Raw genomic sequence first — 17,404 nt, forward strand, 5'->3', positions numbered from 1 at the left:
GCCGGTTCTTATTCAGAAGCGGCTATCTTTATTATTTTGGTGTAAATGGTTTTCTTCTAATATGTTTCGGAAACTGCGGTATAGTTAATGTTTTTAATGTTTCCTCCGCTTCTTCATATGTATGAAAAATTGGTTCTTTTCCATCATCCCCTTGTAAAACTAGCCCTTCATCTCGAATTACATATGGCATAAAACCACCCCATCTAGTAAAGAATTATGTTCTTTTGCAGCAGAATAATACGATTTAAAGTTTGATTTTCTTAATACATATAATACACTAGAACAGTACGAAAAAGTATGTACAATGAATTTTGAATGTAAAGGAAGATTATTATGTCAGTTATTGATAAATTGAAACTTAATAAGTATACAAATATGGTCGTTATTAACGAACCAAGTGATTATGACATTTTTACAGGTAAAGAAACTGCATTCTCAAAAGAACACGATGCTATCTTTATATTTGTAGAAACGCTTGATGAAATGGTGAAACAAACGAATTTTATTATTAGTAATGAAGAATTACTAATTGAAAAAGGTTACGTATTCTTCGCATATCCGAAAAAAGGTAATGCTCGTTATAGTACGTTTATTCACCGTGATGAGATGTTTCCGGCATTAAACGTTGGAGAAGATGGTTATGTGGGAGAAAGCGACATTAAATTTGCACGAATGGTAAGTATGGATGAAGTCTTTACTGTTGTAGGTTTAAAACGCGAGAAGAAAAAAACAACGAAAACATCTGCTATGAGTCAATGTGTTGCCGATTATGCAGATCGAATTAAAGATGTTGAAGCATTATTAGCTAATCATCCGAATGAACTTAAGTTTTATCAAAGTTTAACGCCTGGATATCAGAAAGATTGGGCACGTAATCTTTTTTCTGTAAAACAAGAAAAAACACGTGAAAAACGTCTAGAGAAAATGATAGAGATCCTTTCACAAGGCTATAAAACAATTGAATTATTCCGTAAGAAGAAAAAATAATGATTAAGAAAGTCACAATGCTGCAACAATTAATTGTGATGAGTACATTGAAAAAAGCATTCCTTCCATTATACTAAGGAATGTTCTTATATTTATATAATTAGTAAAAGAGAAAAGGTGTTTGAAATGAAATCGTATATTGTAGTTGGATCTGGAATTTTAGGAGCGTCTACTGCTTATCATCTTGCTAAGGCAGGTGCGAATGTTACTATCGTGGATCGCCAACAATTAGGACAAGCAACTGATGCAGGAGCAGGTATTGTATGTCCATGGCTATCGCAGCGTCGTAATAAAGCATGGTATAAAATTGTTAAAGGCGGTGCACGTTACTATTCTTCGTTAATTCAGCAATTAGAAGAAGACGGTGAAACTGACACAGGATATAATCGTGTAGGTGCAATTAGTTTACATACTGACGAGAAAAAGTTAGATCAAATGGAAGAGCGAGCTTATAAACGACGTGAAGATGCCCCAGAGATTGGTGAAATCACTCGCTTATCAGCTGAAGAAACAAAAAAATTATTCCCAGCATTATCAGACGAATATAGTTCTGTTCATATTAGTGGTGCTGCACGAGTAAATGGAAGATTATTACGTAATGCATTAATAAGTGCTGCGAAAAAACATGGTGCAACTTTCATAAAAGGCGATGCCATATTAGTCCGTGAAGGAAATCATGTTACGGGAGTTACAGTAAACGATGAAACAATCTTAGCGGAAAAGGTTATTGTAACTGCAGGCGCATGGGCGAATGAAATCTTGAATCCATTAGGAATTAATTTCTTAGTTACATTCCAAAAAGGACAAATTGTTCATCTGCAAATCGAGAATACAGCAACAGAAAATATGCCAGTTGTTATGCCACCGAACGATCAATATATTTTAACGTTTGACAATGGGCATGTCGTAATTGGTGCAACACATGAGAATGATACTGGTTTCGATCATCGTGTAACAGCAGGTGGTTTACATGAAGTATTCCATAAGGCATTAGCAGTTGCACCTGGCTTAGAAAATGCTACAATGCTTGAAACGAGAGTTGGATTCAGACCATTCACACCAGGATTCTTACCTGTTATCGGACCACTACCTAACTTTGAAGGAATTCTCGTTGCGAATGGATTAGGAGCTTCGGGTTTAACAGCTGGTCCATACTTAGGAGCGGAACTTGCTAAATTAGCGCTGGGACAACCAATTGAGTTAGATTTAAATGATTATGATGTTGCTGGCGCAATTGAATAATATAGGGTACTGCTAACATTTAGGAAGAACCATGCTAAACAAATTCGACAAGGAATAAGCAGTTTTCCCTCTGTTAAGAGTAACCTGTTTATGAAAAATAAAATTCTTTAAAAATAGAAGGCCGACATTATAAACCTGCATTAATAATGTAGAATTGTGATGTCGGCTCTTTATTTATATTTATTTAAAACTTATTTTCGAGAGGAGCTTAAGCAATGAGAGCGCCATATCAAGTATTGATATTTCCTTATTAAATGAACCAATAGTAAACAAAAGTACCGTACATAGTAGATATATCTACTATGTACGGTACTAATTTTATAACTTCATGAAGTAATCAGTTGAACAAATGGGTGTCCTGCTACATCGCCATAAACTTAACTTAATAGGCATGGGATAACATAATTGAAAAAATATTTTAAATTTTCTTTATTCATCTAGTGATCTTTGGTAATATTTAATTTAGAGATGTAAAGAAAAGGGAATCTATATTGCACATGCGGAATATCTTGAAATGATTATTTAATTGGATAGAGACAGTAGTGGTCCTTGATTCTTAAGGATGCGTTTATTTGTCTATCTTAAAATACATGGTGTGGACAATTAAATTCCCATTGCTGAGCAGATACCTTTGTATATCTGCTTTTATTTATGGGCAAAAATACATCTCTATTCACACAATCATAGAGTCCCTAAATTGGGGGATTTTAATCAGAAATTTAATGAGAAATCAGTACGAAAAAGAAGAAGCACTAACAGGAGGAAATGTCTCCAGTGTATATTGTTTTTGGGATACGGTTCGACGAGAATTAAAACCTGATAGTATTAAAATTCATACATTGCTAAAACACCTTGAAAACAAAGGTTTAAAACGTGTGCCAAAGTTTCTAGGCATCGATGAATAAGGAAGAGAGATTCAATTCATTCGCGAACACGGAAAAGAATGGATTTAAGAGAAAAGTCCTGGTGAATTAATGGATTGTAAGTGATTAAAAAGAAATGCCACCCTAAAATTCTTAAGTTGATGGACATGCGGCTGTACCCCTGAAGGAGGACTGATGTCGAAAAGTCTCGCGATTGTCGTCATGGGAGGTCTTATTCCATCCACACTGCATATATTAATAGTCGTATCTATTATTTTTGAGTTGATAGAAGTATGGCTACGAGAAGAGAGAAAAACCGGAGCGTCACCCTATCCGTCTAACTCTATAACATTCTGGGAGGATGTCACGTTGATAATTGATTTAATTGTCGCCAATTTAGTAATACCTGGCTTGTTGTCGTTGTGGATCTGGAAATCGCAAGGATCGAGCTTGGTTGGGACCGTAACTTGTTTGTTGACTACTATGTCTTATTTCATATTTTACTGGCTCGGGGATTCCTATAAAGCTTTGACAATTTTCGGTTTAATTTGGATGCCATTTATCATTTTCGCATCTTATCGATTAATAAAAAAAACATATGGAAGTCCTGTATTTCCACACGAAATAGGTAAATTGGCGACTCTAACTATCATTATCATGACCTCTTTTATATTTATTTATTTGAACATGACTGCCTTACAATCAACTTTTTATAAGAATCAGAAGGAAACAGATCACTTCATCTTTTACAGCTCTAAAGCGGATTATTCAGAGGTTGTAAAGCTTGCTGATAATTTAGAACAGCATTACGGGCGTATCATTGGCTTACTTAAAACAGAGCCAACGACGAAGACAAAAGTAACAGTTTTTTCAAATCAAATCAATCTGGTATATTCGTTGGGGCTATTTTCTAATTTTTGGTCATTAGGCGTATTTAGCGATGAAAAACTATTTATCTTATCACCGAAAAATCGGTCTTCTATATTAAATTCAAGCATTCATGAATTTACACATGTCGTACTGTCTCATATTGACAGTAAACGACCTACGTGGCTGGAAGAAGGAGTTGCCAATTATTTAGGGAATACGGATCTTAATGTCCAAAAAGTGCTCCCAACCTTGGTTTCTGCGGATAAAATACCTAACTTTGACGAGATAAATGGGCCAGCATTCGTGTATAGAAACGGGTATCCATATTCCTATACGATCGTGGAATTTTTGGTAATTAAATATGGATATGAGAAATTAAACGACTTCATTCGACACCCAGAAGAATATAACCGAATATTTGGCGTCAGCAAATCAGAATTACACAGTCTTTGGGTTGATTATTTAAAAGCGAATTATAGCCACTGATCCAAGATTGTTTGCCGCACGCGTATCTCTCTGATTTTCACCTGTATTATGATCGTTCTCGATGTTTTCCACTTTCCGGTACTTGGTCCTGCTGTTCATACAACTATGGATATAAAAATTATTTTATCAATATTTATAATGAGCTTTCTATACTGTTGGATTTATGCAGGTTTTTGCAGAATAATGATGAATAGATTATATAAAGTGTTGTATTGACAATGGCATAATGAGGATTGGAGATTGAATTCATGACTAACGTTGCAGTTAGAAGACCGAATTTGAATGATGTAGATGAACTATATTTATTTTTCCGTATAGTTATTACGAATACATACAAAGATGAAGGATTGTCACAATTATTAGATGACATAGAAAATGAAATTAACTCAAAAAAGCAGTATTTGAAAAGTGACTTTGATAGTAACGGAGAAAGTCGTTACTTTTTATTAGCAATTGATACAAGTAACGATAAAATCATTGGAACAATCGAAATCGGTCCAGCAAGTACATTGATTAATAGTTGTACAGGTGGTGTACTTAAAAATTTGTATGAAATAGGAACTGTATTCATACTTCCGGAGTATCAGAGAAAGGGAATAGGGAGTTTATTACTACATACAATGTTTCTTACATTACTTAGCAGAGGGATAACAGAATATTGTTTAGATAGTGGATATAAAAATGCGCAAAGTATATGGATGAAAAAGTTTGGAAAACCTAGCTATGTATTGAAAGATTACTGGGGAGAATCCAGTGATCATATGATTTGGAAGAAAAGTTTACATGATACACCTATAATATTTGAATTATAAAATGAAATATGCCTCTGAACATAGCTTTTCTTACTTATGTATGCTATTATTTATCTTTATAATAAAAGAGGACGTGAATGAACTTGATTAAAATTAAAATTCCTGAAGCTGATGTTTCAATTACTGAACGTAAACAAGTTATTAAAGGAGACGAGCCAATCATTACTCCAATTAATGGATTTATCGATTTCCACTTGTTCCCTAGAGATAAAGGCGGCATTTTTATGTTTTACAATATTAATGACGAACTTCTTTTCGTAGGTAAAGCTCGTAAAATTAGACAACGTATTAAGAAGCATTTTGAAGATAATGTTTCACCAATTAAAAATCACCGTGATGAAGTATACCGCATTGATGCATGTATCGTAGAAGATCCAACAGAAAGAGAAATTTACGAAACATATATCATTAATGAATACAAAGCGAAATATAACGTTGATAAAGTATTCTACAAATAATCAACATTAATAAAAAGCAATCCTAGCTAATATGCAAGGATTGTTTTTTATTTAGATTTATTCTTCATATCTTTCTCCTTTTTTCAAATGATTAGCAGCAACAAAACAGATTACACCTATAAATATAAGTACAATACCAACCGTTTTATGTTTTCCCTCAAAGAAAGGAATATCTGAAATAACATTTGTCATACATAGTCCTAAAAATACAAGGATAGGGCCCACCCAAAGTAATACATTACCGAATTTTGTGTGCTTCCACATAATAACCCTCCTTAACCCTCTTTACATATATATCCATAAATAAAAAGTAAATTCATAGAGAAATATAGTTTTTTTCATATCGAAAATTTAACCCTCATATATTGGTACAAGCAAAAGAGAAAGGAGACCATCATGAATTGGTTAGAAGCTTTCATACTAGGTATAATTCAAGGTTTAACAGAATTTTTACCAATCAGTAGTACCGGACATCTTTATTTAGGAAGGCATTTGTTCCGATTAGATGAGGCTGGCTTATTTTTAGATACGATGCTGCATATTGGGACTTTACTTGCGGTTTTTATTTATTACAAAAAAGAATTTATATATTTAATTAAAAACCCATTTTCAAAGCTCATGTTATTACTTATCGTTGGGACAATACCCGCAGTTGTAATTGGTTTATTGTTTAAAGACTTCTTTGAAGATATTTCAAAAACAGGAATCACGATCGGTTGGGAGTTTTTAGTGACCGGATTCTTTCTCTACATGGCAGATAAACAAAAGAATGGTCGTAAAAAAATGGATGACATAACATATAAAGACGCATTAATTATCGGTTCATTTCAAGCTGCTGCTATTTTTCCAGCCATTTCCCGTTCTGGAATGACAATTGTCGCTGCATTATGGAGAAAATTAGACCGTGAAACTGCTGCGTACTTTTCTTTTTTACTATCGACACCAGCCATCGTTGGAGCTATCATTTTGCAATTTGTAGACGTTTTTCAAGGGAAAGCAGAATCTATTTCTAGTACATCTTTAATTGTCGGAACGTTATCAGCAGCGTTTTTTGGATACATAGCCGTTTCATGGATGATTCAATATTTAAAACGTCACTCCTTAAAAGTATTCGCGTATTACGTATGGGGATTAGGTATTTTAATTTTAATGTTGCAATTTACTGATGTATTTTAAGTATAATGATAAAGAAGTTAATTAGTTTAAGATCCTGTTTCATTCATACAAGGCAGGATCTCTTTTTATTAAGGGGGAAAATATGTTTAATAAGGCTATCGTTATTGGTGGAAGTATGGCAGGAAAGTTTGCAGCAAAAGCATTATCAACTTCTTTTAAAGAAGTAATCATTATAGAAGCTGGTGAAAGATGGGATGGAAAATCTTCGAGAAAAAGAGTTCCACAAAGTAATCATCCTCACGTGTTATTAAAAGGTGGAGAAAACGCAATTGAAGAATTGTTTCCTAATATTACGAACGAATTAATAGAAGCGGGTAGTATTATAAACAACTTTACGCGTGATTTGAAATGGCATCAATTCGGTCTATGGAAACAACCGTTCATAGGGGAAGTACATATGATTCAACAAAGTCGTCCTTTGCTAGAATGGCATATTCAAAAACGAATACATCAAATTTCAAATATTACTATTAAATATGAAACATTGGTTAAAGGGTTATTGGTAGATGCAAAGCTTAACAAAGTGTGTGGAGTAAAAGTTAAATATTTAGAGACAAACACACAAGAAGAAGTTCATGCGGATCTTGTAGTTGATGCGAGTGGATTTGGCTCAAAAAGTATAGAGTGGCTACGAGAATACGAAATTAAAGTACAAGAAGAGAAAGTTCGTATTGATTTATTTTACGCAACGAAAATGTTCAAACTTAAAGAAAATGAGGAGTTAGACTGTTGTAATATGCTAATGTCTCCTAGTTTCCCTGATAACCCTTATGGCGTTCTTATTCAAACGATAGAAGATAATCGTTATTTTGTTACTTTTAGTGGATACGCAAATGAGAAAGCACCACAAACAGATGATGAGTTTTATGATTTTGCTGAAAATCTATCAATTTCTAATGTTACAGACTTCTTAAATAAGGCTGAGGGAATTACTGATATAAAGACATACAAAATTCCTTATCAAGTACGCCGGCGATTTGATTTAGTGAATAATGTACCAGAAGGATTATTAGTTGTTGGAGATGCGCAATGTCGTTTTGATCCCGTTTTCGGCCAAGGCGTATCAGTTGCTGCTATGGAGGCTCACCAATTGCAATTACTTTTGCAAGATAGAAAACAACTTGATAAAACATTTACACAACAATTTTATAAAAAGGCAGCTACTATAATAGAAACGCCTTGGGATATGACAACAACAGAAATATCACGTCACCCGCAACTAAAGAGAGAATTAACTACAAAACAAAAATTTCAGCTATGGTATACGAAGCAAATATATCGACTATCCGCAAGTAATTCTGATGTTTATATTCGGTTAGTACGAGTGATGAATTTAATTCGTAGTCCATTTCATCTCTTTCATCCGAAAGTGCTACTATCTGTATTACTTAATCGAAAGAAATAGCAGGAATATAATTGATTAAAAAAGAATGTATAACAGTTAGTAAATCAAGAAGGAGAATATGGAATGGAAATATACATAGAGCAACTAAAGAAACAAGATGCTAAGGATTTATTTACGTTTGAACTTACAAATAAATCTTTTTTTGAAACAATGGTACCAAATCGTGGCTCAAAATATTTTGAATTTGAATATTTCCAAAAACTACTAGACGATTTATTAATAGAACAAGCGGATGGAGATTCTTATTTTTATTTAATTCGTAATGAAGAAAAAGAAATTGTAGGGCGAATCAATTTAGTAGATATAGATACGGAAACTCGAATTAGTTCGCTCGGGTATCGTGTCGGAGAAAAATTTACTAAAAAAGGAGTTGCAACAGCAGCCGTAAAATTAATTTTAGATGTAGCGGAAAATAATGAAATTACTGAAGTTCATGCTAAAACAACGACTAATAATCTCGCATCACAAATTGTACTAGAAAAAAGCGGATTTTCTTCTTATCAAAACGAATCAGATATAACATCTGTAGAATTAAATGGAGAACATGTGAAGTTTGTACACTATATTTGGAGAAATACTTCACACTTATAATAAGGAGGACTTATTCATGAATGATTTACGTTATCCAATTGGCCAATTTACATACAAACGTCCTATAACTGAAGAAATGATTGATACATGGATTCAAGAAATTGAAGATTTACCTAATGAACTAACAAAGGCAATTAAAGATTTAGATCAGAAGCAGTTAGATACACCATATCGCGTTGGAGGTTGGACTGTACGTCAAGTAGTTCATCACGTCGTTGATAGCCATATGAATAGCTACATACGCTTTAAATTAGCACTGACAGAAAAGAATCCAACTATTAAGCCGTATAAAGAAGAGAAATGGGCAGAGTTACCTGATTCAAAATTACCGGTAGATGTTTCACTAGTAATGCTAGATTCATTACATAAAAGATGGGTTAATCTTTTATATTCTCTAGAAATTGAAGATTTAGAAAAGACATTTAACCATCCTGAAACTGGTGAAACAAAACTTGCTGTTGCAATAGGACTATATGCATGGCATGGTCGTCACCATACCGCTCATATTACTTCTTTAAGAAAGCGTCTAAATTGGTAACATGGAGATTATATTAGAAAAGGTGACAGAAACTGATGCAGAAGTTATATTTCAAATGCAAATAGATTCATTTAGCTCTTTATTACATAAATATAAAGACTATGAAACAAATCCAGCAAATGAAACTATTGAAAAAACTATTTTTAGAATAAATAATCCCAGCAGTAATTTTTATAAGGTGATAATAGATTCGAAACTTGTTGGAGCGATATGTATATCCGCAAAAGAACTACCTTATAAATTTTGGATTAGTCCAATGTTTATTCATCCAATCTATCAAGGGAAAGGAATTGCTCAGAAGGTACTTATTTTAATTGAAGAAATGTTTCCAGAAGCACGAAGTTTTGAACTTGCTACGATTTTAGAAGAAGAAAGAAATTGTTTTCTATACGAGAAAATGGGGTATAAAAGAACAGAAGTAATAAAGAAATTAAATGATAAAACTACACTTGTTTATTACAAAAAAGAAAGGTAAAGCATTTAAAATACGCTTTACCTTTTTATGTTATTTTAGATTAAATATACAAAAACAATGTATGTTCTTCCAAAATACTCGGGTTAGTAATTTTGAAAATGAATAAAGATACAAAAACCACTACTTTGTCGTAAAGGTTACTAGCGCTTTTTGAATGCTTAAAATACTATCGTCACCTTTAAATTCTTTCGTAATTGGTTCCTCCATACTAGACACCCAAATTTTAAGTTCTGCATCTAAATCAAAATGCCCAGCCGTTTCGATGCTATATTGTGTAATACTTTTATAAGGAATAGAATGGTATTCTGTTTTTTTGCCAGTTACTCCTTGTTTATCTACTAATATAAGACGACGATTTGTAAATACGATTAGATCACGAATTAATTTATAAGCATGCTCTACTTTTTCATCGTCTAGCATAATCTTCTCTAAATCACGTTCTACATTTTCAGAACTCGTATTTGATGCATTTCCTAAAATACCGCTAAATAAACCCATATTAAATTCCTCCTTTAATATATGTGGAATGAATTACTTATATTGTACCATGTTACTCACAAAGATATTATCACATTACTTTAGTAGTTTCTGGTTATTGTTGTAATTAGTTTATATAACCTCATCTTAAAATCTTATGCTAATATGAAATTAAGAAAAAAGAAGCAGAGGGATATAGAATGAAGAATATCGGTTTAGTATTAGAGGGCGGAGGAATGAAAGGTTTATATACTGCAGGTGTACTCGAATATTTCATGGAAAAGAACTTATTCTTTCCATATGTAGTCGGCGTATCAGCTGGAGCCTGTATGGGAGCAACCTATTTGTCGCGTCAACAAGGGAGAAATAAGAAAGTAAATACAGAGCTAGTATCAGATTACAGGTATATATCTTATCGAAATTTAATTCGAAAACGTGAATTATTTGGAATGGACTTTTTATTTGATGAAGTACCTAATAAAATTGTTCCATTTGATTTTCAAACTTTCTTAAACTGTAATGAACAATTTGTTATAGGGACGACTGATTGCGAATCAGGACAAGCTGTTTATTATAATAAAACAGAACATGGAAATGATATTTTAAAAATCATCCGTGCATCCAGCTCTGTGCCGTTTATAGCACCTGCTGTAGAATATGATAATCGAAAATTACTAGATGGAGGAATTATAGATCCTATACCAGTTTTAAAAGCTCAAACTGATGGTTATGAAAAGAACGTTGTAATTATGACAAAGCCAGAAGGATACGAGAAGCAGCGAAATAAATTTTCTGGTCTAGCTAAAATTCTATATAGAAAATATCCGAAAATCGCAGAGAATTTAGTAGACCATTATCGTTTTTATAACGAGACGATATCTTATATGAATCAAGAAGAACAAAAAGATAATTTTTTTGTAATTCAACCAAGTGTACAGCTTCCTATAAGCGGAATAGAAAGAAATAAGGAAAAGCTCGTTAATTTATATAATCTTGGGTATATCGATGCTCAATATCATTATGAAAACTTATTAAATTGGCTAGAGAAATAAAGGAGTGGTAGGTAAAAAGGTTATTTTTAATGAATTGCAGAACATGCCTAGTCTACTGTATAAACCGTTTCCGAATTGTGACATTCGAAAAATAAGAAAAGATTTTAATAATACGTTTACAGAAGATGATTGTATAAGCGCTGATTTAAATTATTATTGGATGCATACAGCAGGTACTTTAAGTTACGTGTTTAATAATAATGAACAGGAGATTGTGTTTAATCAAATTAAGTGGCTAAGAAAATCGTTTTTTGAGTGGTTTCCGCAATATCGTTTTCTAGAAACAGAGATTATAAATTATCCCATTTTATATAGAGATTTCATGAATTATGAAAAAACCCGTAAGCTATTACTTTATTATCTTACTGAATAAAAATTAAAACGTACAAGTGATGCTGTTTGTACGTTTTTTGTTCATAAAATATACAATATTAATACCTTGTCCATGTAGGTATTTTAACGAGAAAAAAGAAGTACATATAAAATATGTAAGAGGGAGGAGATAGAAGCTTGTTAGCTGTTTTCCTTCCAATTCATGTCCAACTCAAATATTTCGAGTAAAATTCGCTTCTAAATGGTATTATCAAATATCAAGAAAACTAATTTAGAAACGAAGAAGGGACAGGTTTAATATGAAAAACGTATCAAATGTAGATAAAGTAGAATCCATACAGTCTTTACAGTCAACAATCCGTAAACTTGAAAATGCACTATCTCAGATGACTCAAAAAGGTGCAAATACTACATTAGTGAAAAAAAGACTCAAAGCAGCTAGTATCGGCTTAGCTATGTTAGAAAGTATTTGGAATCAAGAAACCCATCATTACACCCAAGAGGATTTAGCAGACGCTCGAAATGTTCTAATTGGTTTGTTGCCATCAATTGAAAAGATTTATGTTAAGTCAAAGCTTGGGAGTCCTCAAAGAACACTGTTAGAAAGAAGAATAAAATCATTGGAACTTTCTATTCAAGCAATTGATCATCTTTCTAATCAATAACTTCTCTAAACACATAACTTACGACTACTTTTATATAGGGATTCTAATGAAAAAATTACATATAGAATACTACAAAGGAGAAAGAGAGGTGATGGAGAAGGTACCAATAAAGCGTCTGTGTTAAAAATAGGTATGGACGTGCAGTATAGCAGTCGTTTTCCTTCAAATGATTATCCATCCGGAAAGATTGAAACATATTCTTTTTATAGTTCGATTTTAAATAACACACGTAAAATTCATATTTATACGCCTCATGATTATTCTCACACTTCACATCTTCAAGAACTTCTCATTGTATTTGATGGGAATTCATTCATTCATAACCTTCCAATCGCAAAAACACTTAATTATTTAATTTACAAAAATGAAATCCCATCTTGTATTGCTGTTGCTATAGATCCTGTCGATCGATTAGAAGAGCTAACTTATAATGATAAAATGAATGCATTTTTCAAGGAGGAATTACTTCCGTGAATTCAGGCGAAGTATCGTGTGCATCAAGAAACAAAACATACAACAATTGCTGGTTTCAGTCTTGGTGGCTTAGCAGCTTTTTATGCAACACTTCAAAATCCACATGTTTTCGGAAATGTGTTGTCAATGTCTGGATCCGTACATTGGAAAAAAGATGATTATGAAAATCAAATTTAATCAATAGATTCTAATGCGACTCATCTCTATTCTTACATAGCAGTAGGAGAACTTGAAAACAAACCTCTTTTAACGGCTAATAGACGTCTGTATAAAGCTTTAAAAGAAAAGGAATACCAAATTACTTATGAAGAGTTTCAAGGCGATCATGGTAGCGTGTGGTGGCGAGAAAAGCTATTCGAAGGATTAAGGGCATTGGAATTTACAAAAACGACACTAAAAAATAAAAAGGAGAGAGAAGCTATGAATCAAGAAGAACTAGATAAAAAACTAAAAAAGCAAGAGATTTTAGTAAAAGATGAAAAAGTTTGGTCCTATACGTATGAGGATCATATTAGTTCTATCGTTAAAGAGGCAGAAAAGAAAGGGTCATTTGATAATTTACCTGGTAAAGGTAAACCTCTTAATCTCGATAAAGATCTTTCTTACAATCCTGAAAAGCAACTTTATAGAACTTTAGCAAATAATCATGTTTTGCCTAGGTGGATTGAGCTTTCAAAAGAAATTGACGATTTAAAAGAAAGACTAAAAGAAAATACAAATACGGCAGAAGCAGCGGATTTAATTCGAACTATTAATAAAAAGGTTTTAGAACATAATTTACTTTGTCCACCAAGTGCGCAAAAAACGAGGGTGAAAACGGACTTTTAACAATTTTTCACGAAGCTATTTCTTGCTATATAATTAAGTAAGGCATTTTCAATTCATTACTAAAGGGAGGCAAATGTGATGAAGAATACGTATCAACTTCAAATTCCGACAGAACTAGAGCAGTATCGTAGTATTTTAGAAGAAAGTATAAAACCGTATGTTAAAGTGTCTGGAACATTAGCAGAGACAACACTTTTTGAGAGTAAGTTTGGTGGTTATCCGTATTTACCTATAGATCAAGAGCATCCTAAAGACTCAAATGGACAACCTATGATGCTACTTGCGCAGTTAAACTTTGAAGAAATTCCGCATGTTGAATATATGCCTCAAAAGGGAATGTTACAGTTTTTCGTAAGTGCTGATGATGAGCTTTATGGAGCAGATTTTGATCATCCAACAATCCAAAAAGACTTTCGAATTATTTATCATTCTACAATTATAGAAGATTTAAATAAGGTAATTACTGATTTTAGTTATTTAAACACTTTAGAATTAGAAGACTTTATCATACCTGAAGCAGCAAAACTGAATTTTGAGTTAGCTTATCAACCAGTAACACCAAGAGATTATCGATTTGAAATGATTTTTAGTGATAACATTGATTGGGAAGAAATTGTTGATGAAGAAAATAATACAGAATTAGGCGAACTGTATGATGATTTATGTAAAGATCAAGGACATAAAATTGGTGGATATCCATTTTTCACACAGACAGATCCGAGAGAATGGGAAGAAAAATACCAGCAACATGACATATTATTGCTGCAAATTGATACAGACGATTCATTAAATATTATGTGGGGCGATTCTGGGGTTGCTAATTTCTTTATACGTAAGGAAGAGCTGTTAAATCTAGATTTTTCCAATGTCATTTACAATTGGGATTGTTACTAGAGGATATAAATAAAATAATAGCAAACAAAAAATCTTCCTGAAGGTGAGGAGGATTTTTTTATGTTAAAAATAAGCGTTATGTTAACTAGGATAAGAAACAATGAGTGTAATGAAAGTCAAGCCTAAATAACAGAAATAACAACAAATAATGTGAAGTTGTAAAACGTGTGCAAATAGCAATAAATTCATAAAGTAAAACATAAAATATAATTATTAATTTATATTTTGTATAGAAATAATTTTTCTGTATAAAAAATTTCTTGTCGATCAAAAATGTTTTTGATTCGATAATTCTTAATTGATTATTGATTTGAATTTGCTGTGATGGATTTATAGCAAAATAAATGATAAAAACTGTAGAAATTCGTTTAGATAAGATTTTGTGTAAATCTCACTAAAAATCTCTGTTTCGTCTCATTAAGTATAGTTTACTTGGTTTTTGATACCCGATATCGCTTTGTCCCTATAACTGCCTATAATATATATTATGTTAACTGTAAAAAAGTAATAAACTTACTAAGTTTTAGTTGTGCTTATTATGATCCCCTTTTCCACCGAATTAGTAATGTGTGATTGGTTATGTATTTATTCGCTTTATTAGCTATTGATAATAATATTTTCGGATATAAATTAGATTTTAAATAATAAAAATACAATTCGTTTAATCTGTTCATTTTAAACGAATTGTATTATGATGACGAATATTTTTTTATAACTAGTTTGCTACAGCGATTGCTTCGATTTCAATTAATAAGTTATCGTTAATTAACTTTCTAACTTCTACAGCTGAACTTGCTGGTGGATTATTAGTGTCAATGTATTGATCTCGAATATTTCTCACAATGGCCATTTGAGAAATATCTGTTAAAAAAAATGTTAATTTGACTACATCATTAAATTTTAATTCCGAAGTTTCCAATGCACTTTTAATATTTTCGAATACTTGTCGCGTTTGTGTAGCTAAATCGTCAATTCCAACTATTTGACCGTCAGTGTTAATCGCTACTTGTCCAGATATGTAAATTGTTCGTTTAGCGTTTGTAACTTCGACTACATGCGAGTATCCAAAAGTTGGTGGCATCGTTTCTGGATTGATAAATTTCTTTTGCAAGGCTCTTCTCCCCTTTAAACATTTCATTTTCTTAATGTTAGGTTTTGATTTCAGATTATCCTCTATTTACTAATAATTATTTATCGATTTAGCTGCTACATTTGTAAAAGTGTATTAGCACTTTAATTTAAAGTTATTGATGGATTATGTACGTTTGATTTTTTTTGTGCTTGTTATAATTACACCTTGTTTTATTAATTCTTCAGTTACTTTTGTATAGAAAAAGTGATACCACCAGATAAAAAACTCTTCATAAGTAATTTCTTTTGAGTATCTGCTGCTGGCAAAGTATTCTTTTAAAGATTTATCGTTTTCATTAAACAATAAGACTAAATCTTTACTGATCCAAGATGAAGCATTACAAGTAAATATTGAAGTTTCGTTCCTTTTATTTTTATAGATGGCGAATTATCTCCAGAGAAAATCATTTTAGCTTCATAAGCTGTATGTAATATATTCTCCGGAATATTATTAGTAAACACTTCATAACCCCTCCCTTACTAGTAAATTCATTGTAAGATTTATGTATTTACTAACTTCTATAAACGAAAATAAGTATCCTCTAATAATCTCAAATTAAAAACCTTAGCATAGATATACTAAGGTTTTTTGTATTTTTATAATGAATGAATTCTTTCATAGTCTTTTTTAAATTGATTATCATTTTTTAACCAACTTTTAAAAGTTGGTTCCTTTATTTCTAAAATGGAACAAGTTTTAGCGATACATTTATTTTTCATATATTCCTTAAGGAAATTTTGTTTTCTCTGCTTAACAGCAGATTGGGTTCTTTTTAGGTTTCGATCTTTTAATTGATCTAGACTTAGACTTTCTTTCTGAAATTCTTCATATTTTCTATGCAAATAAATATCTTTGTCTTTATAAATCCAATTTGAAAATAGTTGTATTGATTTTCTCCCGGTTAAAATGACGCGATAATGTTTATTTTGATTTAGTAAATCGGCTGGTAAATTGTGATTTTGTAGTACCTGATTTAAAGAATTCATAAAGCTATATGATCCTCCTACAAAGCTTACTGTATACGTTTCATACTTGACGTAACCATCCCCATCAAAATATCCACGAACAAAATGATGTAAATATTCTTCTGGTACAAAAGGAAATTCGATGTTAAATGATTTACATGGCATAATTCCGTGCATGTTCATAAGGTCGTCTTTTATTGTTTTGCTATTAATATTTAGCATATATACACCTGTTTTTTTGTTTTGGTATAGCGGCTGATTTGTTTTTAGTTCTTTTTTTATATCTTCTAAAATATAACTTTCTTTTTGTGATATACTGACGCATTGATTTTCTTTTTGTATAACGCCGTCAGCTGCTATAAATCCTAAAATATAAGCCATATTATTTGACCAAGTTTTAAAATAATTTTCTTTTATGTCATACTTTCTCTTCCAATTCCCTATAGCGCGCCTTGGGACGTTGCTGTCTGATAAAACCATACGAATATACCTTGCAGACACATTAGCAAGTGTAGCGATCTCTGAGGTGCTTTTCCCCTCTGCATATAGCTGCGTTATTTCAGATTTTGATAGTTTACATTTTGATTTCTTTTTTCGCTCTATGTGCACTTACATCCTCTCCTTCCTTTTAATAATTTGAGACTTATCTTCTTCTATAACATATAACGAAACGTACGTTCT

19 protein-coding genes and 4 pseudogenes are annotated in these 17,404 nt (G+C 32.0%); 16 read left to right on the top strand and 7 right to left on the bottom strand.

Annotated elements, in window-relative coordinates; genetic code table 11:
• Window positions 1–8: 8 nt before the first annotated feature.
• Window positions 9–190, bottom strand: a pseudogene (locus ACXKY9_RS14535) (hypothetical protein).
• Between the two features lie 143 nt (window positions 191–333).
• Between ACXKY9_RS14535 and ACXKY9_RS14540 the strand changes: the two are divergent.
• The 6 genes and pseudogenes from ACXKY9_RS14540 (at window position 334) to ACXKY9_RS14565 (ending at window position 5,718) form a co-directional block, all read left to right on the top strand.
• Complete coding sequence (locus ACXKY9_RS14540; protein ID WP_000110844.1) at window positions 334–987, top strand: YdeI/OmpD-associated family protein; 654 nt, start codon at window positions 334–336, stop codon at window positions 985–987.
• Between the two features lie 126 nt (window positions 988–1,113).
• Window positions 1,114–2,229: an NAD(P)/FAD-dependent oxidoreductase gene (locus ACXKY9_RS14545; protein ID WP_000844386.1), complete on the top strand. Its 1,116-nt coding sequence runs from the start codon at window positions 1,114–1,116 to the stop codon at window positions 2,227–2,229.
• 722 nt (window positions 2,230–2,951) lie between these two features.
• Window positions 2,952–3,131, top strand: a pseudogene (locus ACXKY9_RS14550) (hypothetical protein); the annotation flags it as partial.
• Between the two features lie 444 nt (window positions 3,132–3,575).
• Entirely contained in the window at window positions 3,576–4,448 is an 873-nt protein-coding gene (locus ACXKY9_RS14555; protein WP_229181177.1) for a gluzincin family metallopeptidase, read from the top strand.
• 248 nt (window positions 4,449–4,696) lie between these two features.
• On the top strand, window positions 4,697–5,260 hold the full coding sequence (locus ACXKY9_RS14560) for a GNAT family N-acetyltransferase (RefSeq protein ID WP_000185958.1): 564 nt from the start codon (window positions 4,697–4,699) through the stop codon (window positions 5,258–5,260).
• A 77-nt stretch (window positions 5,261–5,337) separates the two neighbouring features.
• A complete protein-coding gene (locus ACXKY9_RS14565) occupies window positions 5,338–5,718 on the top strand; it encodes a nucleotide excision repair endonuclease (RefSeq protein WP_001048937.1) in 381 nt (126 codons plus the stop codon).
• A 57-nt stretch (window positions 5,719–5,775) separates the two neighbouring features.
• On the opposite strand, the gene ACXKY9_RS14570 is transcribed toward ACXKY9_RS14565, so the two are convergent.
• On the bottom strand, window positions 5,776–5,982 hold the full coding sequence (locus ACXKY9_RS14570) for a hypothetical protein (RefSeq protein ID WP_000265477.1): 207 nt from the start codon (window positions 5,980–5,982) through the stop codon (window positions 5,776–5,778).
• 132 nt (window positions 5,983–6,114) lie between these two features.
• Between ACXKY9_RS14570 and ACXKY9_RS14575 the strand changes: the two genes are divergently transcribed.
• From ACXKY9_RS14575 to ACXKY9_RS14595, 5 genes are all read left to right on the top strand, one after another.
• A complete protein-coding gene (locus ACXKY9_RS14575) occupies window positions 6,115–6,894 on the top strand; it encodes an undecaprenyl-diphosphate phosphatase (protein WP_001104298.1) in 780 nt (259 codons plus the stop codon).
• 82 nt (window positions 6,895–6,976) lie between these two features.
• The gene (locus ACXKY9_RS14580; RefSeq protein WP_000482051.1) at window positions 6,977–8,299 is read left to right on the top strand and encodes an FAD-dependent oxidoreductase; all 1,323 of its coding nucleotides are present in this window, start codon (window positions 6,977–6,979) and stop codon (window positions 8,297–8,299) included.
• Between the two features lie 63 nt (window positions 8,300–8,362).
• Entirely contained in the window at window positions 8,363–8,890 is a 528-nt protein-coding gene (locus tag ACXKY9_RS14585; protein WP_000409237.1) for a GNAT family N-acetyltransferase, read from the top strand.
• Window positions 8,891–8,906: 16 nt separating this feature from the next.
• On the top strand, window positions 8,907–9,428 hold the full coding sequence (locus ACXKY9_RS14590) for a YfiT family bacillithiol transferase (RefSeq protein WP_000999070.1): 522 nt from the start codon (window positions 8,907–8,909) through the stop codon (window positions 9,426–9,428).
• A gap of 1 nt (window position 9,429) precedes the next feature.
• The gene (locus tag ACXKY9_RS14595) at window positions 9,430–9,903 is read left to right on the top strand and encodes a GNAT family N-acetyltransferase (protein WP_002005126.1); all 474 of its coding nucleotides are present in this window, start codon (window positions 9,430–9,432) and stop codon (window positions 9,901–9,903) included.
• A gap of 120 nt (window positions 9,904–10,023) precedes the next feature.
• Here the strand turns inward: ACXKY9_RS14595 and ACXKY9_RS14600 are convergent, their stop codons facing one another.
• Window positions 10,024–10,401 (bottom strand): PH domain-containing protein, encoded by a 378-nt coding sequence (locus ACXKY9_RS14600; protein WP_000522471.1) that lies wholly within the window; start codon window positions 10,399–10,401, stop codon window positions 10,024–10,026.
• A 179-nt stretch (window positions 10,402–10,580) separates the two neighbouring features.
• Here ACXKY9_RS14600 and ACXKY9_RS14605 point away from each other — a divergent pair, with 179 nt between their 5' ends.
• From ACXKY9_RS14605 to ACXKY9_RS14625, 5 genes and pseudogenes are all read left to right on the top strand, one after another.
• Window positions 10,581–11,432 (top strand): patatin-like phospholipase family protein, encoded by an 852-nt coding sequence (locus ACXKY9_RS14605; protein ID WP_000789289.1) that lies wholly within the window; start codon window positions 10,581–10,583, stop codon window positions 11,430–11,432.
• Window positions 11,433–11,436: 4 nt separating this feature from the next.
• Window positions 11,437–11,805 carry a YxiJ-like family protein gene (locus ACXKY9_RS14610; protein WP_000232877.1) on the top strand — a complete coding sequence of 123 codons (369 nt, stop codon included), beginning with the start codon at window positions 11,437–11,439 and terminating at the stop codon, window positions 11,803–11,805.
• A 259-nt stretch (window positions 11,806–12,064) separates the two neighbouring features.
• The gene (locus ACXKY9_RS14615; RefSeq protein ID WP_000800309.1) at window positions 12,065–12,430 is read left to right on the top strand and encodes a hypothetical protein; all 366 of its coding nucleotides are present in this window, start codon (window positions 12,065–12,067) and stop codon (window positions 12,428–12,430) included.
• Window positions 12,431–12,520: 90 nt separating this feature from the next.
• Window positions 12,521–13,732, top strand: a pseudogene (locus tag ACXKY9_RS14620) (DnaJ family domain-containing protein); the annotation flags it as partial.
• A 78-nt stretch (window positions 13,733–13,810) separates the two neighbouring features.
• Window positions 13,811–14,626 carry a YwqG family protein gene (locus ACXKY9_RS14625; protein WP_000799821.1) on the top strand — a complete coding sequence of 272 codons (816 nt, stop codon included), beginning with the start codon at window positions 13,811–13,813 and terminating at the stop codon, window positions 14,624–14,626.
• Between the two features lie 715 nt (window positions 14,627–15,341).
• On the opposite strand, the gene ACXKY9_RS14630 is transcribed toward ACXKY9_RS14625, so the two are convergent.
• From ACXKY9_RS14630 to ACXKY9_RS14645, 4 genes and pseudogenes are all read right to left on the bottom strand, one after another.
• Window positions 15,342–15,737, bottom strand: coding sequence for a RidA family protein (locus tag ACXKY9_RS14630; RefSeq protein ID WP_001169714.1), 396 nt, complete (start codon window positions 15,735–15,737; stop codon window positions 15,342–15,344).
• Between the two features lie 133 nt (window positions 15,738–15,870).
• Window positions 15,871–16,082, bottom strand: a pseudogene (locus ACXKY9_RS14635) (hypothetical protein); the annotation flags it as partial.
• The gene (locus ACXKY9_RS14640; RefSeq protein ID WP_002005131.1) at window positions 16,067–16,219 is read right to left on the bottom strand and encodes a hypothetical protein; all 153 of its coding nucleotides are present in this window, start codon (window positions 16,217–16,219) and stop codon (window positions 16,067–16,069) included. The gene ACXKY9_RS14640 and the pseudogene ACXKY9_RS14635, both read right to left, overlap by 16 nt.
• Before the next feature lie 135 nt (window positions 16,220–16,354).
• On the bottom strand, window positions 16,355–17,332 hold the full coding sequence (locus ACXKY9_RS14645) for an LAGLIDADG family homing endonuclease (protein WP_000546838.1): 978 nt from the start codon (window positions 17,330–17,332) through the stop codon (window positions 16,355–16,357).
• Window positions 17,333–17,404 lie beyond the last annotated feature (72 nt).

Source organism: Bacillus sp. 2175 (genome assembly GCF_057812155.1).

What these genes read in the sequence shown, in the direction of transcription:
- ACXKY9_RS14590 (WP_000999070.1), top strand. Translation starts at nt 8,907, where the DNA reads ATGAATGATTTACGTTATCCAATTGGCCAATTTACATACAAACGTCCT.
- ACXKY9_RS14545 (WP_000844386.1), top strand. Translation starts at nt 1,114, where the DNA reads ATGAAATCGTATATTGTAGTTGGATCTGGAATTTTAGGAGCGTCTACT.
- ACXKY9_RS14575 (WP_001104298.1), top strand. Translation starts at nt 6,115, where the DNA reads ATGAATTGGTTAGAAGCTTTCATACTAGGTATAATTCAAGGTTTAACA.
- ACXKY9_RS14555 (WP_229181177.1), top strand. Translation starts at nt 3,576, where the DNA reads ATGTCTTATTTCATATTTTACTGGCTCGGGGATTCCTATAAAGCTTTG.
- ACXKY9_RS14600 (WP_000522471.1), bottom strand. Translation starts at nt 10,401, where the DNA reads ATGGGTTTATTTAGCGGTATTTTAGGAAATGCATCAAATACGAGTTCT.
- ACXKY9_RS14570 (WP_000265477.1), bottom strand. Translation starts at nt 5,982, where the DNA reads ATGTGGAAGCACACAAAATTCGGTAATGTATTACTTTGGGTGGGCCCT.
- ACXKY9_RS14615 (WP_000800309.1), top strand. Translation starts at nt 12,065, where the DNA reads ATGAAAAACGTATCAAATGTAGATAAAGTAGAATCCATACAGTCTTTA.
- ACXKY9_RS14540 (WP_000110844.1), top strand. Translation starts at nt 334, where the DNA reads ATGTCAGTTATTGATAAATTGAAACTTAATAAGTATACAAATATGGTC.
- ACXKY9_RS14560 (WP_000185958.1), top strand. Translation starts at nt 4,697, where the DNA reads ATGACTAACGTTGCAGTTAGAAGACCGAATTTGAATGATGTAGATGAA.
- ACXKY9_RS14565 (WP_001048937.1), top strand. Translation starts at nt 5,338, where the DNA reads ATGAACTTGATTAAAATTAAAATTCCTGAAGCTGATGTTTCAATTACT.
- ACXKY9_RS14580 (WP_000482051.1), top strand. Translation starts at nt 6,977, where the DNA reads ATGTTTAATAAGGCTATCGTTATTGGTGGAAGTATGGCAGGAAAGTTT.
- ACXKY9_RS14595 (WP_002005126.1), top strand. Translation starts at nt 9,430, where the DNA reads ATGGAGATTATATTAGAAAAGGTGACAGAAACTGATGCAGAAGTTATA.
- ACXKY9_RS14605 (WP_000789289.1), top strand. Translation starts at nt 10,581, where the DNA reads ATGAAGAATATCGGTTTAGTATTAGAGGGCGGAGGAATGAAAGGTTTA.
- ACXKY9_RS14625 (WP_000799821.1), top strand. Translation starts at nt 13,811, where the DNA reads ATGAAGAATACGTATCAACTTCAAATTCCGACAGAACTAGAGCAGTAT.
- ACXKY9_RS14585 (WP_000409237.1), top strand. Translation starts at nt 8,363, where the DNA reads ATGGAAATATACATAGAGCAACTAAAGAAACAAGATGCTAAGGATTTA.